This is a genomic window from Sorangium sp. So ce1504 (assembly GCF_051521635.1).
GTDB classification, from domain to species: domain Bacteria; phylum Myxococcota_A; class Polyangia; order Polyangiales; family Polyangiaceae; genus Sorangium; species Sorangium cellulosum_B.
The window spans coordinates 7671297-7685288 of the sequence record NZ_CP150365.1 but is presented as its reverse complement, the minus strand read 5'-3'; the positions used below and the strand labels follow the sequence as shown (position 1 = coordinate 7685288).

Here is a 13992-nt window from a genome sequence, read left to right as displayed (position 1 = left end):
GCGGTGTTGCTCCCCTGCAGGTGTCTCGCGATCGATGGTGGTCCGGTGACACGCTCGCCGCGGTGCAGACATGACGCGTGCCACGAACGGCCGTGCAACGTCATCGCACCTTCGTGAACGTCGAGGGCGTCTATCGTCCGTCGGCTGACCAGACCCAGCTCGTGCCTCTCCTCGGGCCGGTCAGCTCAGCAAAGCCCCCACACGCGCAACGAGCCGCCCCGCCTCTTCGTCAGCCCAGCAAAGCTCAGCCGCCAGCCGTCGCCTGGTCCGACTCCCCCCACGCCACCATGACCGCGCTCGTGTTGTAGAACCCCTCGACGCTCCCCCCGAACTTCGCGATCTGCCCGTAACACGCCATCCCGAACATCGGGTTCGACGCCGCGTTCGGCGAGAGGAACGCCCGCACCTCCTCGCGGTACCGCTCGCCCAGCATCCGGAACCGCGCAGCGCAGTCGAACACCAGCGAACCGGCCACCCCGGGCAGCGGCCCCAGCACCTTCGTCGACAGGCTCTTCGCCGCCTGGAGCACCGCGTCGGTCGCCGCGTTCACGACGCGCACCACCTGCCCGCGCGCCAGCCCCCCGGTCAGCACCACCGCGCCGTCTCCGCGGATAGCGATCGGCGACCTGATCTTCAGCGACTCGCCGAACGGCGTCTTCGCCCCGAGCGCGTGCTTCGCCATCGTCTGGAGCAGCCCCTCGCCGCTCGACCGGAAGCCGAGCCGCGAGAGCTCCTCCTCGTACACACGCGCCGCAGGCTGCCCGTCCAGCGTCCTGAGCACGTTCCGCTCGATGTCCGTGATCGTGAAATCCCGCCCGCCCTCGGCGGCGCGGAAACCGTGCACCACGTCGATGTTCACCCGCTGCCGGTGCGTCAACCGCACGAGGACCGCCGCGTCCGTAAGCACCTTGCGGCCGAGGAAGACCCGCGCCCCCTCGAACGTCCACCCGTCGCCCGCCGTCCCGCCGAAGACGCGCGTGTGCGGCGGCACGCCCTGGCGCAGCGCGGCCACCAGATCGTCGCCGTCGCACGCGAACGCGTCCGCCAGCACCAGGATCGAGCTCGTCGCCCCGCTCCGCCCGCTGCCGCTCGAGACAGCCTCGTCCATGTCGCTCAGCGCCGCCCTGATGCTCTTGCCGTGATCCGAGCGCAGCTCGCGCGCCGCGGTGCACGCCACCTCGACGTTCGCTCCCCCGAGGAAGGCGCACGTCACCCCGCTCCTGCTGAAGCCGCGCTCCGTGAACGACACCCCGCCGGTGGTGGCTCCGACCACCGGAACGCCCGTCGCGTCCTCGACCGCGGCGAGGTACTCCTCGTGCTTCGTCCCGCTCGGCATGGCCACGATCGCGAGCCGCGCGGGCTCCTTCCACTCCGCGACCGTCCGCTCGATCTTCCGGCCGAGCAGCCACGCGTTCCCGTCAAAGGGTCCGAGGGTCATCATCTTCATGCGCTGAAGCTCCTGAGTGCCCGGCGCCGGAGCGCGGGCTTCGGATCCAGGCCATCGCCGACGAACCGCGTCATGACGGTGATATCACGCACGAGGGAGGCCGCTCTACTCCTCATGGAGGGGCGCGCGATAGAGGGGTGCGCGCGGCCGCTCGCTCGGGTGACGAGCATCGGGCAGCCTCGGCTCAGCTCGGATGCTGTGTTCGGGCCGCATACCTCCGCGCCGGAGCACCGCGCGATGCTCCGCCCTGCGCGCAAGCGCGGCGTCGCGCGGCGTCGACAGCAGAGCGTACGAGCGCCGTCTCTGCGAGCGCGCTCACATGCCGAGCAGCATCGGCTCCCGCTGCCGCACGAACCCCTCCACGAGCTCCCGCTGCTCGCCCGAGAGCCGCACGAAGCGCGCCCCGAACCCAGGCGGGCCCTCCTCCTCTGCCTCGCGCGTCCATTCGACCACCCCCACGGCGTCGATCTCGCCGCCCTCCGCGAACGGGATCTTGAGCGCCACCGTCGTCCCGCGCGCCGGCGGCGGCCGGAAGGTCGGCACGAAGATGCCGCCGTGGTCGACGACGTCGGCCGCGGGCGCCGTCCGGTAGAAGTTCGCCGGCGACGCGGCCCCGACCCGCGCCTCGAAGCGCGGCGGCGGCGGCTGGCTCTGCGGGCGCGCCGCCGCGCGGACCTTCTCGTCGAGCGACCGGAGCGCCTGCGCGAGCTCCGAGACCTGGGCCTCGATCGCCCGGATGCCGAACGCGCTCTGCGTCGTCGCCTTCGCGAGCGGCGCCACGAGCCGCTCCACCAGCGACAGGTGGTGCCCCACGAACTCCGACACCGAGCGATCCGTCTCGACCTTCACGTCGACCCGCGGCTGCGCCGCCCCCCTGAGCGCCGTGGAGAGCCGCTCCATCTCGGGCGCGAGCCACTGCTTCATCTCTCGCGCCCGCGCGTCCCCCGCCTGCGCCACCGCGGCCGCCTTCCCGATCGCCCCGCGGATGCCCTCCAGCTGCTCGCCCAGCATCGACAGCGTGCCGGTCACGCGCACGACCGGGTCGTCCTCCTTGCCGCCCATGCGCTTGATGCGCACGAAGCCCTTCTTGATCTCGTCCCACCGCGCCGCCTGCTCCGGCGTCATCCGGCCGCGCAGCTCGGCGAGCTTGAGGAGGTTCTGCTCGGCGCCCGTCGTCAGCGTCTGCGACTCGCTCACGTAGTGATCGTCGATGAGCCGATCGACCTCCTCGGGCGTGTGCGCCGCCACGACCTTCTCGGCCAGCTTGTTCATGTTCCGGTAGCTGCCCTGCAGCTTGAACGGCGGCTCCGTCCGGAAGGCGTCGTCCTGCGACGCGCTCCGGATGTACTCGAGGTTCACGGACAGGAGCACCTTCTGCACCCGGAAGAGCCGATCGAACACGGCGACCATCTCCGAGACCTCCGCCGCGGAGTAGGCGTGCTCGAGCTCCGTCGAGGCGATGGCCTCGCCCTGCGCCATCCGGATGAGCTTGTGCGTGTCGCCCGGCGCGCGCCCGGAGAGCGGCGCGAGCGTCGGGTTCGACGTGAGCGCGTTCTCCAGGTAGCTCAGCGCGAACAGCGCCTCCTTGCCGTCGAGGACGTCGCCGAGGTTGTACGTGTCGGCCCGGTTCGACAGCATGTCGGGGATCTGGAACCGCGCGCCCGACTCCGTGTACGGGTTGCCCGCCATCACCACGCAGAACTTCTTGCCGCGCAGGTCGTACGTCCTCGTCCGGCCCCGCCACACGCCCTCGATCCGGCGCTGCCCGTCGCAGAGCGAGATGAACTTCTGGAGCAGCTCCGTGTTCGTGTGCTGGATGTCGTCCAGGTACAGCATCACGTTGTTGCCCATCTCGAACGCCAGGTTGATCTTCTCGACCTCCTGGCGCGCCGTCGCGTTCGGGGCCTCGGCCGGGTCGAGCGACGTCACCTCGTGGCCGAGCGACGGCCCGTTCACCTTCATGAACACGAGGCCGAGCTTGCTCGCGACGTACTCCATGAGCGTCGTCTTGCCGTAGCCCGGCGGCGAGATGAGCAGCAGCATGCCCATCAGGTCGGTGCGCTTCACGTCGCCCGCGGCGCCGAGCTGCTTCGCCAGGTTCGCGCCGACGAGGGGCAGGTACACCTCGTCGATGAGCCGGTTGCGCACGAACGACGTGAGCACCCGCGGCGCGAACTCCTCGAGGCGCAGCCGCTTCCGCTCCCGCTCCGCGATCTCGCTCCTCACCTTCCTGTAGGCGCGGTAGCGCGGCGCCCTCTCGTGCAGGAAGTCCTCGATCCTGCTCAGGAATTCGTCGAGCCGGAGCGCGATCGCGCGCTCCTTGATGCGCGGGTGCTGCCCGAGCAGCCCCTCGACGCGGGCCTCGGTGACGGCCCCGCTCGGCTCCCGCTCGATGTGCCGCTCCGTCACGACGACGACCGCCGCCTCGAGGGCGAGGTGCCTGAGCGCAGGGTTGCTCGCGGCGAACCCCCTTAGCCACGCGAGCGCGAGCTCCAGCCGCTCGGCCGGGTGCTTCTCGAGCTGCCGCAGGTCCTCCTCGAACGCCGCGCGGCCCCCCGCGAGGTCGAGGCGCGCGAGCAGCGCGTCGCGCAGCGCGAGCGCCGCGTCGCTCGTCACGAACCGGGGGCGCTCCGCCGCCAGCTCCTCCACGAGGTACCGCGCCGCCACGCGCACGTCCGCCGCGCTCGCCTCGAGCCGATGCGCCGCCGCCGCCGCGGCCACGCCCTGCGCGAGCTCGGCCGCGAGCGCCGCCCGCGCCTCGCTCTCGCCGAGCTGCGCGGCAAGCCGGCCGAGGCTCCGCGACCGCCGGTGCGCGAGGTCCCGGGCGCGCGCGTCGAGCCCCGCCCAGGTCAGGCAGGCGAGGGCCCGCGGCGCGCTCCCGAAGCGCAGGAGCCCCGCCGTGGACCGCAGCGCGAGCACCTTCTCCAGGATCAGCGCCGCGTCCGTGTCGTGGACGCCGCGCTCGTAGCCCTCGTCGTGCCGGCCCTCCGCGTACGCGCGCACCGCGCCGAGCAGCCCGCCCGGGCCGAGGGACGCCTCGCGCAGCCGCTCGATCGAGAGCCCGCCCCGCCCCGCCTCCGCGTCCGCGAGCATCGAGCCCGCGAGGAGCTCGCCCCGGTAGACCTCGGGGGTCTCGCTCGCGAGCTCCTGGCCCCAGAGATCGCGCGCGCTCTCGAGCGCCGGATCCTCGATCGGCTCGAAGAAATCGGTCCCGGTGAGGTGCAGCGCGAGCCCCTCGCCACGCGGGACCAGCGTGAGCTCCAGGGCCTGCGTGCTCACGTTGAAGCGGTGGCGGCCCAGCTTGATGACGTCGCCGCCGCCCTCGAACAGGTCCTCGCGGTCGCGCAGCGCCCGGAGCGCGTCCTGCCGCGCCGACTTGAGCCGCGCCTCGACCTCGTCCCCCTTCACGCTGTCGCCGAGCGCGTGGAGATCGGCCGCGAGATCGCGGAGCTTCGCGACCATGGCGTCGGACGCGAAGTACGTGTTGAGCTCGTCCACGCCCGCGAAGGTGCGCGCCCGCCGCGCCACCCCCTGGACGATCCGGTCCGCCGCGGCGACGAGGTTCGAGACGCGCCGCTGCCGCTCGTCGAGCAGCGCCTGTCTACGCGCCGCGATCGCGTCGTTCACCTCCTCGCGCTTGGCCGCGAGCTCGTCCAGGAACTCGTCGAACTCGCCGAACTTCCCCTCGAGCTCCTCGAGCTGGACGAGCAGCTTCGACAGCTCGGCGTCGCAGCGCTCGGGCGTGTCGCACACCGCGATCGCGCTCGAGACGCTCTGGCCGAACACCTTGAACTGCGCGCCGAACTCCGCGCGCCCCTCCGCGCCCCGCAGGTCCTTGCCGCGGGCGCTCAGCGTCGCGCGCGCGCGGTTCAGCTGCGCGTAGACCTCGCTGATCCCCTCCAGGATCCGGGTCCGCGCCGTGGGGTCGTCGACCTTGAGGCTCGCCACGATCTCGGCGAGGACCGAGAGCCCCTCGTTCACGGCGTCGAGATCCGCGGCGAACGGCGCGAGCTCGGGCGACTTCGCGACGGCCTCGATCTTCGCGATGAGGCCCGCGAGCCGGTCGGCCAGCGGGCGGAACGCCTGCTCGCCGAGGAGGAACGTCACGCACGCCTGGCTCACCTCGTCGGCGCGCGCGACGATCTCGGCCTCGAGCGCGTCGACGCGGCCGAGGTCCATGTACTTGAGCTCGCGGAGCGTGATGAGGTGCCCCCGCTGCCGCCGCAGCGCGGTCAGGGCCTTCAGGAACGCGTCGACGCTCGCCGCGTCCTCGGGCCGCACCCCGGAGAGCAGCTGCCGCTGCGCCGCCTCGGCCTCGGCGAGCGCGGCCGCGGCGCGCGCCTTGATGCCCTCGACCTTCTCGAACTCGTCGACGATGCTCTCGGAGACGCCCCGGAGCTCGTTCACGACGGACAGGAGATCGCCCGCCTCGGCGTGGCCGAGCCAGTAGTAGGCGTCGGCCATCCGCTCGGCGGTCTTGATGAGATCCTCGTACGTCTGGCGGGTCGGCGACCCGTCCAGCGCCGCGCGCCGCATGCTGAGCGCGTCGGAGATCCCCCGGACGAGGTCGGCGTTGCCCACCTTGGCGAGGTACGAGCCGTCGGTCGGCGCCGACGCCGCGAACTCCGCGGTCATGAACGGCGTCTGCCAGATCTGCATCGGGTGGACGCGGGTCGCCTCGTCGCTGGACGCCCGGAAGATCACCATCTTGCCGTCGTCGAAGAGGCTGTACCCGTGGCACTGGATCGGCGTCGCGATCTCCTTGCGGATCAGGTTGTACGGGAAGAGCACGTACCGCCCCTCGACGACCTGGTGGAACACGTAGAGCACGTCTTCCCCGTTCGGAGAGCGGATGACCCGCTCGAAGACGAGGCTCTCGGTGCTGCCCTCGAAGCGCTTCGTCTCGCCGGTGATGAGGTAGTAGCCGTTCGGGAAGACGATGCCCTGGTCCTCGGGGAGGCTCAGGCAGGCGAGGCCGATCGCGTCGATGCGCGTGACCTTCCGGGTGCGGCCGTTGTAGACGAGGTAGCGGTACGAGGGCTCCCGGAACGGCTTGATCTTGAGCAGGATGAGCGGCCCGAGCCGGGCGTACTGGATGTCGGCGTCGTCGAGCGCCTGGCCCGCGTCGTCGACCGGCTCGCGGTAGATGCCGAGCCCCGTGGTCGTGTTGTTCTCGACCTTGACCGTGAGATCGCCGCCGACCGTCTCGACGAAGATCTCGCCGAGGATCGCGACGTGCGGGTGCTTGCCCTGCACGTGGTCGTCGCGGGTGGCCTGGGTCCAGGCGAAGTCGTGGGCGCGCGGCCGGACGTTGTCCTCGTCGCCGCGCGCGTCGAGGTACCGGATGCGCCCGGTCGCGTCGATGCTCCACCGGAACACCTTGGTGTCGCGCTCGGTCGCGCCGACCTGGAAGATGGCGAGCAGCCGCGTGTCGCCGCTGCGCCGCAGCTGGAGCAGCCGGGGCTCCTTGACGTAGCGGTGGAGGTCCTTGAACTCCTTGACGAAGCTGGGGTCGCCGAGGAACGCCTCGCCCTCGTCGAGCGGCACGTGCGTCAGGTCGAACGCGCCGCCGTCCTTCGCGAAGCGGTGGAGGCTGAAGACGTCGCCGACGTTGACCTCCTTCAGCCCCATGAACACGAGGTAGCCGACGAGCAGCTTGCCCCGGATGCTCACGATGTCGCGCGGCACGCAGTTGTTCTCGGTCCTGACGCGGGCGTTCTCGAGGAGCGCGAGGTCCGTGCCGCCGAACACCTGTTTTCGCCGCGCGTTGAGCGCCTCGGCGCGGCGGGCGAGCTCCTCGGCGCGCTCGACGAGCCGCCGCCGGATGACCTCGTAATTGCCCCCATCCAGCGGCTCCGCCGCCTGCGGCGGGGACGCCCCCGCCGCTCGGGCCGCGCCGTCCAAGGCCCCTGTCGACACCATGCATGCTCCGTGTGGTCAGCCGAAAGGCCCGCCCCCGCGTCGAATCCGCGCGGGCCTCGGCCTGCCCGCGGCCAGGTTACAGCCGTTCGCCGCGTCCGGGGGGCGAGATGGCGACCGCGCGGCGGGCGGCGCGCGAGGCGGCGCGGCGCGCGAGGCGGCGCCCGGACCTCTTCCAGGGATGTCAAGCTCGAGCGCCGCCGCCGTCGCGCCGCCATGCCGCCGCGCCGCCCGCGGATTCCGTCGCGTCCCGGCGGGCGGCGCGTCGGGAACCCGCTATACCGTGAAATCCGCTTGCTCCACGCGGGTGGCTGCGTTGCGATGAGGCGGGAACGAGGGCGACCCACATGTCGATGCGAGCGCGCGCCTGTGCGACGTGCGCTCACTTTGCCCCCAGCGGCGCACCTCGTCGCTCGAGGCGCCTCGCGGCGTGGCATGGACAGCGTGACGACCTTCTGAAGCAAGTTGGGATGGTGGCGTCGATGGGCTTGGGAAAGAGACTTACTTCCGTGCTCCTCGTCGTGCTCGCCGGTCCGCTCGTCGCCTGCGGTGGCGGCGGCGAGGGCGGTGCGGGCGGCGGCGAGGGCGGTGCGGGCGGCGGCGAGGGCGGTGCGGGCGGCGGCGGGGCTTCAGGCACCGGCGGCGAGGACAGCAGCGGGGGCTTCGGCGGGTTCATGACGGTCGGATCGGGCGGGAGCGGGGGCGCCGGGGGCGATCCCTGCGAATCGCCGGATCCTCCGCCGGAGTGCGACGCGGTGGAGCCGGCGTGCGGCGATGGCGAGATCAACCAGGGGAGCGAGGCGTGCGACGACGGGAACAGCCTCCCCGGGGACTGCTGCTCTGGCGCCTGCAAGGTGGAGCCGTACTGCGTCTGCGAGCCCGGGGAGCTCTGTCACACGACGATCGCGTGCGGCAACGGGGCGGTGGAGCCCGGCGAGAGCTGCGAGGACGGCAACACCGCCTCGGGCGACGGCTGCGACGATCGCTGCCAGAGGGAGCCGGGCGACTGGGTCTGCCGGACGCCGGGGGAGCCGTGTTACCGGCTCCACTCGTGCGGCGACGCGCGCGTCTCGGGCGGGGAGAGCTGCGACGACGGGAACACGGTGTCCGGAGACGGGTGCTCCGAGGTCTGCGCGCTGGAGGACCCCGGCAGCGTCACGTGCCCTGTCCCCGGGCAGCCTTGCAAGCCGGTCGAGCGCTGCGGCGACGGCCGCCTGCGGCCGACCGAGCGGTGCGATGACGGGAACACGGAGCCCGGCGACGGCTGCTCGCCGAGCTGCCTTGTCGAGGCCGGCTGGAAGTGCCCGGACGGCGTGCACTGCACGTTCACGGTCGTGTGCGGCGACGGCCAGATCGGCGTGGGCGAGGCGTGCGACGACCGCAACACGGTCTCGGGCGACGGCTGCTCGTCGACCTGCGGCCTCGAGGCCGGGTTCGACTGCGCGCGCGCGGGGAGCCGCTGCACGGCGGTCTGCGGTGACGGGCGCGTCGTCGCGGGCGAGGACTGCGACGACGGCGACACGACGAATGGCGACGGGTGCGACGCCACCTGCAAGTGGGAGCCTGGCCTCGTGTGCCAGTCCGCGCCCGGCGGCTACGTCTGCCGCGATACCCTCTGCAACGACGGGAAGAGGGAGGGCTCGGAGCCGTGTGACGACGGCAATGCCAACCTCGGCGACGGCTGCACGCCGTTCTGCCAGGTCGAGCCGGATTGCGGCGACAGCGGGTGCTCGTCGGCCTGCGGCGACGGGCTGCGGCTCGGCGACGAGGCGTGCGACGACGGCAACACGAGGAGCGGCGACGGCTGCTCGAGCGGGTGCACGATCGAGCCGGGGTACAGCTGCCGGAACGATTCGACCCTGGGCGACGAGCTCCGCGTGCCGATCGTGTACCGCGACTTCAAGCACGACGCGCCGAACTTCGAGCCTGACTCCAACCCGCCGGACGCCATCGTCACGGGCATCGTGCAGAGCGCGCTCGGCGCCGACAACAAGCCCCAGTTCGCCGCGGCGCGACCGAATGCCTTCCTCACGAACGCCACCGATTTCAATCGCTGGTACAACGACTCGGACCTCTCGAAGACGGTCGTGGGCTGGCTCCCGCTCGCGCGTGTCGGGACGTCGGGCGTGTTCCTCTTCGAGGATCACCTGTTCTTCCCGCTCGACGGCAAGGGCTGGCAGGACCCGTCGGTGCCCGTGGAGCAGCGCGAGGCGAACCGCGAGGCCCGCGATCCGTTCAACGACTGGGTCGTGGCGGGCAATCACAACTTCTACTTCACGAGCGAGGTCCGCTACTGGTTCGAGTACCACGGCGGGGAGCGGCTCGATTTCTACGGGGACGACGACGTCTGGGTGTTCATCAACAACCGGCTCCGCATCGACCTCGGCGGCATCCACACCCCGATGGGGACCGGCGAGGTCGCCGGCGTCGAGGACGATCGCGGGACGGTGCGCATGGATGACCTCGGCCTCACGGAGGGGCGCGTCTACGAGGTCGTCGTGTTCCAGGCGGAGCGCCACACCACGGCATCCAGCTACAAGCTGACGCTCGGCGGCTTCAACGCGGCCTCGTCCGTCTGCGAGCCCGTGTGCGGCGACGGCATCGTCACGCCCGACGAGCAGTGCGACGACGAGGACGAGAACGGCCCGGGGTACGGGAAATGCTCGACGAGCTGCACGCTGGGGCTCTACTGCGGCGACGGGGTGACGACCTCGCCGTACGAGATCTGCGACGACGGCACCAACCTGGGCGGCTATGGCTCCGAGGCGTGCGCGCCGGGCTGCGTGGCGGCTCCCCGCTGCGGGGACGAGGAGATCGACAGCCAGTTCGGCGAGGAGTGCGACGACGGCGTGAACGACGGCCGCTACGGCGGGTGCACGCCGGAGTGCGTGATCGGGCCGCGGTGCGGCGACGCGGTCGTCCAGGAGCCCAACGAGACGTGCGACGACGGCGTGAACGACGGCCGCTACGGCGGGTGCACGCCGGAGTGCGGCGACGCGGCGAAGTGCGGCGACGGGGTCACCCAGGACGCGTGGGGCGAGGAGTGCGACGACGGCGTGAACGACGGCAGCATGGGCTGCCTCGGTTGCCGGATCGGCGCCGTCTGCGGCGACGGGAGCGTGCAGCGGGAGCTCGGCGAGGAGTGCGATGACGGCGAGAACGACGGCGGCTACGGCGAGTGCGCTCCGGGCTGCGTGTACGGCCCGCGCTGCGGCGACAGCGTGACCCAGGCGCCGCCCGAGCTGTGCGACGACGGCGAGAACGACGGCGGCTACGGCGAGTGCGCTCCGGGCTGCGTGTTCGGCCCGCACTGCGGCGACGGCGTGCGGCAGACGGCGTTCGAGGAGTGCGACGACGGCAACACCGCGAGCGGCGACGACTGCAGCGCCACGTGCCACAACGAGGTCCACTGATCCACCGCGAGCCCTGACGGCGACGGGAGCGCGGCGGCTCGCCTGGGGCCGCCGCGCTGCCCTCTCGACGGCTCAGGACACGTACCACGCGGGCTATCGAAAAGGGGTACCATGCGAAATTCGACATCTGGCGTGCTCACGTTGCTTGCGCTCCTTCCGGGGTTCCTTCTCGGGTGCTCCGGCGAGGAAGCGCCGGGCTCCACGGCGGCGTCTCCGACGTTCCATCGAGACGTCGAGCCGCTGCTGCAGAAGCACTGCATGAGCTGCCATTCTCCCGGCAACATCGCCCCGTTCAGCCTGACGGCGTACGACTCCGCGCACAGCGTGGCCAGCCTGCTCGCGCGCTCGGCGCGGGAGCGCACGATGCCGCCGTGGGGTGCGATGGAGACGGACGAGTGCCAGCCTCCTCACGGCTGGAAGGACGATCTCCGGTTGACGGAGGAGGAGATAGCGGTCCTCGAGGCGTGGGCCGCATCGGGGGCTCCCGAGGGGGATCCGGCGGACGCGCCGCCCCCGTTCGTGGCCGAGGCGCCGGGGCTGCCCGGCGTCGAGCTGGAGGTCGCGCCGCAGGAGCCGTTCGTCGCGAGCGGCGATGCCGACCAGTTCCGGTGTTTCGTGATGGATCCTGGGCTCACGGAGACGCGGTACATCAACGGCGTGCACCTCGTGCCGGGCAACAGCAAGGTCGTGCACCACGCGCTCGTGTTCATCGACAGGGATGGCGCGACCGACGCGCTCGTGGATGAGCACGGCGGATACGACTGCTTTGGCGGCCCCGGGTTCTCGGGCGAGCTCGTCGCCGCGTGGGCGCCGGGGGGCGTCCCCATCGAGCTCGAACCGAACATCGGCGCTGAGCTCCCCGCGGGGGCGCGGCTGGTGATGCAGGTCCACTATCACCCGGCCGGGACGACCGCCGAGCCCGACGCGACGCGCCTCCAGCTGCGCTTCACCCAGGGCGTGCCGGAGTGGCTCATGGGCATCGCGCTGATCGGCAACTTCGAGTCTCCCTTCGCGCAGGGGCGCGGCCTCCTCCCCGGGCCGAACGACGCGGATGGCGTGGAGTTCCTGATCCCCGCCGGCGAGACGGATCATGTCGAGACCATGCAGTTCAGGATGCCCGCTGCGGTATCTCTCTCGGAGACGTACCTCTATGGCGCCGGCACGCACATGCACTATGTCGGCACGGACATGAAGGTCACCCTCGAGCGCGAGGAGGGCGCCGCCGACGCGCCTGCGGAGCAGTGCCTGGTGCAGACGCCGAGGTGGGATTTCTCGTGGCAGCGCGGGTTCTACTACGACGCTCCCATCGAGCAGCTCCCGCGCCTCCGCGGCGGCGACCTGCTGACGATGCGCTGCACGTACGACAACTCGAACAGCAATCCATTCCTCGCGAAGGCGCTCAAGGAGCAGCATATCCCCGCCCCGGTGGACGTGCACCTCGGCGAGAGCACCCTCGACGAGATGTGCCTCGCCGCCGTGATCCACGTGACGAGGAAGCAGTAGCGGTCATGGCGCGATGACATCGGGAGATCGGTAGCGGTCGGCGAGAAGCTTGCCCTCGAGGCGGCCGGGAGCCCCGTCCGCTCGGGCGAGCTCTCGCGGATTCCGGACGAGGCCGTCGGCGACGCGCGCCGGCGTGCAGCGCCGCGTCGCCGACGCGCCCCGGCGAGCCGCCGCCGCGTCGGCGACGCGCCCCGGGGACACGGCAACGGCGGGGGGACCGCCGCCGCGTCGTCACGGCGCGGTCGAGCACGTGGAGGAACTGCGCGCGGGTTGCGATCGGCACGCCCGTCGCCGAGCATGCCCGCATGGCGCGAACAGCCCCGTTTCCCAACGCAGCGGTGATCCCCGGCATGAACCCCGGCGTCTTCATCCTCGGCGGCGGCGGGGGCGGCGGAGGCGGCAACGGCCGCGGCGGGAATGGTCGCGGCGACGGACAGGGCGGCGATGGGAAGAACGGCGGCAACGGCGCGCGCGGCGGCGGCAAGGACGCGGGGAGCTGCGGGCCCGGCAGCGGCGGCGGCTGCCCTAACCCCACCCACGGAAGCGGCGGCGGCACCCACGCGGGCGATCCGGTCGATCCCATCACGGGGCGCGTCACCACGGTGGCGGTCGTCGACCTCGCGCTGCCTGGCGCGATCCCGCTGGCGATCAAGCGCAGCTACAGCTCCGCGCTCATCGAGGAGGACTGCGGCCTCGGCTTCGGCTGGACGCACTCGCTCGCGTGGCAGGTCGAGGAGCGGCGCCGCGGCCTGCGGGTGCTGGAGCCGCACGCGGCGGCGACGGAGCTGCCGAGGAAGCTCGATCCCGGCGAGTCGGCGCGGCTGCCGTGCGGGATGCTGACGCGGTACGCATGGGGCTACGCGCTCGCAGCGGAAGGGCTGGCGTACCTGTTCGCGGAGCCGCGGGGCAGCCGCTGGCTGCTGAGCCGGATCGTCGACGTCCACGACAACGCCATCTCGCTCGCCTACGAAGACGGCCGCCTCGCGCAGGTCATCGACAGCGTGGGCCGTGTGGTGCGCGTGCGGCGGCACGCCGACGGGAGCATCGCCGCCTTCGAGGTCAAGAACGCCTTTGCGCACGGTCGGTGGGAGACACGGCGGCGGTACGCGTTCGACGCGCGCGGCGACCTCGTCGCGGCCGAGGACGCCGCGGGGCACGCGCACCGCTTCGCCTACGACGAGGACCATCGCCTGGTGCGGCGGGAAGAGCCCGGCGGGCTCGTGGCGGAGTTTCGCTACAAGGACAGGCGCTGCATCGAGGCGTGGTGTCACCGCGAGGGCAACGACGCGCTCGACGACGGCGTGCAGGGGACCTTGAGCGACGGTTCGCGGGCGAAGGGATTCCTGCACGTCAAGGTCGACCACCACGACGGCGTGCTCACGGAGGTGATCACCTCGCGCGCCATCCGGCGGGTCGACGGCAATGTGTTCGGCAAGCTCGACCGGATGGTCTGGGGCGCCGGCGGCGGCGTGCATCTGTTCGGCTACGACGACACCGGCGCGCTGTGCACGTACCGGGACGCGCTGGGGCAGGTCTTCCGCTGGGAGCGCGACGCCGAGGGGCGGCTCCTGGCCGAGGTCGATCCGGCGGCGAACAGGACCGCCTACGAACACGACGCGCGAGGGCACGTCTCGGCCATGACCGACGCGCTCGGCGGCGCCGCGCGCTACGAGCGCGACGCGCGCGGCGATGTGGTGGCCGTCTAAGACG

General features: G+C 72.1%; 5 protein-coding genes. 3 read left to right on the top strand and 2 right to left on the bottom strand.

Features of this window, described 5'->3' with window-relative positions; all coding sequences use genetic code 11:
• Window positions 1-244: 244 nt before the first annotated feature.
• Both WMF39_RS28790 and WMF39_RS28785 read right to left on the bottom strand, forming a co-directional pair.
• Complete coding sequence (locus WMF39_RS28790) at window positions 245-1447, bottom strand: FIST signal transduction protein (RefSeq protein WP_437739689.1); 1203 nt, start codon at window positions 1445-1447, stop codon at window positions 245-247.
• 315 nt (window positions 1448-1762) lie between these two features.
• On the bottom strand, window positions 1763-7369 hold the full coding sequence (locus WMF39_RS28785; protein WP_437739688.1) for a DNA repair ATPase: 5607 nt from the start codon (window positions 7367-7369) through the stop codon (window positions 1763-1765).
• 479 nt (window positions 7370-7848) lie between these two features.
• Here WMF39_RS28785 and WMF39_RS28780 point away from each other — a divergent pair, with 479 nt between their 5' ends.
• The 3 genes from WMF39_RS28780 (at window position 7849) to WMF39_RS28770 (ending at window position 13988) form a co-directional block, all read left to right on the top strand.
• Entirely contained in the window at window positions 7849-10779 is a 2931-nt protein-coding gene (locus WMF39_RS28780) for a DUF4215 domain-containing protein (protein ID WP_437739687.1), read from the top strand.
• A 111-nt stretch (window positions 10780-10890) separates the two neighbouring features.
• Entirely contained in the window at window positions 10891-12282 is a 1392-nt protein-coding gene (locus tag WMF39_RS28775) for a hypothetical protein (RefSeq protein WP_437739686.1), read from the top strand.
• A 305-nt stretch (window positions 12283-12587) separates the two neighbouring features.
• Entirely contained in the window at window positions 12588-13988 is a 1401-nt protein-coding gene (locus WMF39_RS28770) for a DUF6531 domain-containing protein (protein WP_437739685.1), read from the top strand.
• Window positions 13989-13992: the final 4 nt, after the last annotated feature.

Coding starts and splice junctions, on each gene's coding strand:
- WMF39_RS28770 (WP_437739685.1), top strand. CDS start 12,588: ATGGCGCGAACAGCCCCGTTTCCCAACGCAGCGGTGATCCCCGGCATG.
- WMF39_RS28790 (WP_437739689.1), bottom strand. CDS start 1,447: ATGAAGATGATGACCCTCGGACCCTTTGACGGGAACGCGTGGCTGCTC.
- WMF39_RS28780 (WP_437739687.1), top strand. CDS start 7,849: ATGGGCTTGGGAAAGAGACTTACTTCCGTGCTCCTCGTCGTGCTCGCC.
- WMF39_RS28775 (WP_437739686.1), top strand. CDS start 10,891: ATGCGAAATTCGACATCTGGCGTGCTCACGTTGCTTGCGCTCCTTCCG.
- WMF39_RS28785 (WP_437739688.1), bottom strand. CDS start 7,369: ATGGTGTCGACAGGGGCCTTGGACGGCGCGGCCCGAGCGGCGGGGGCG.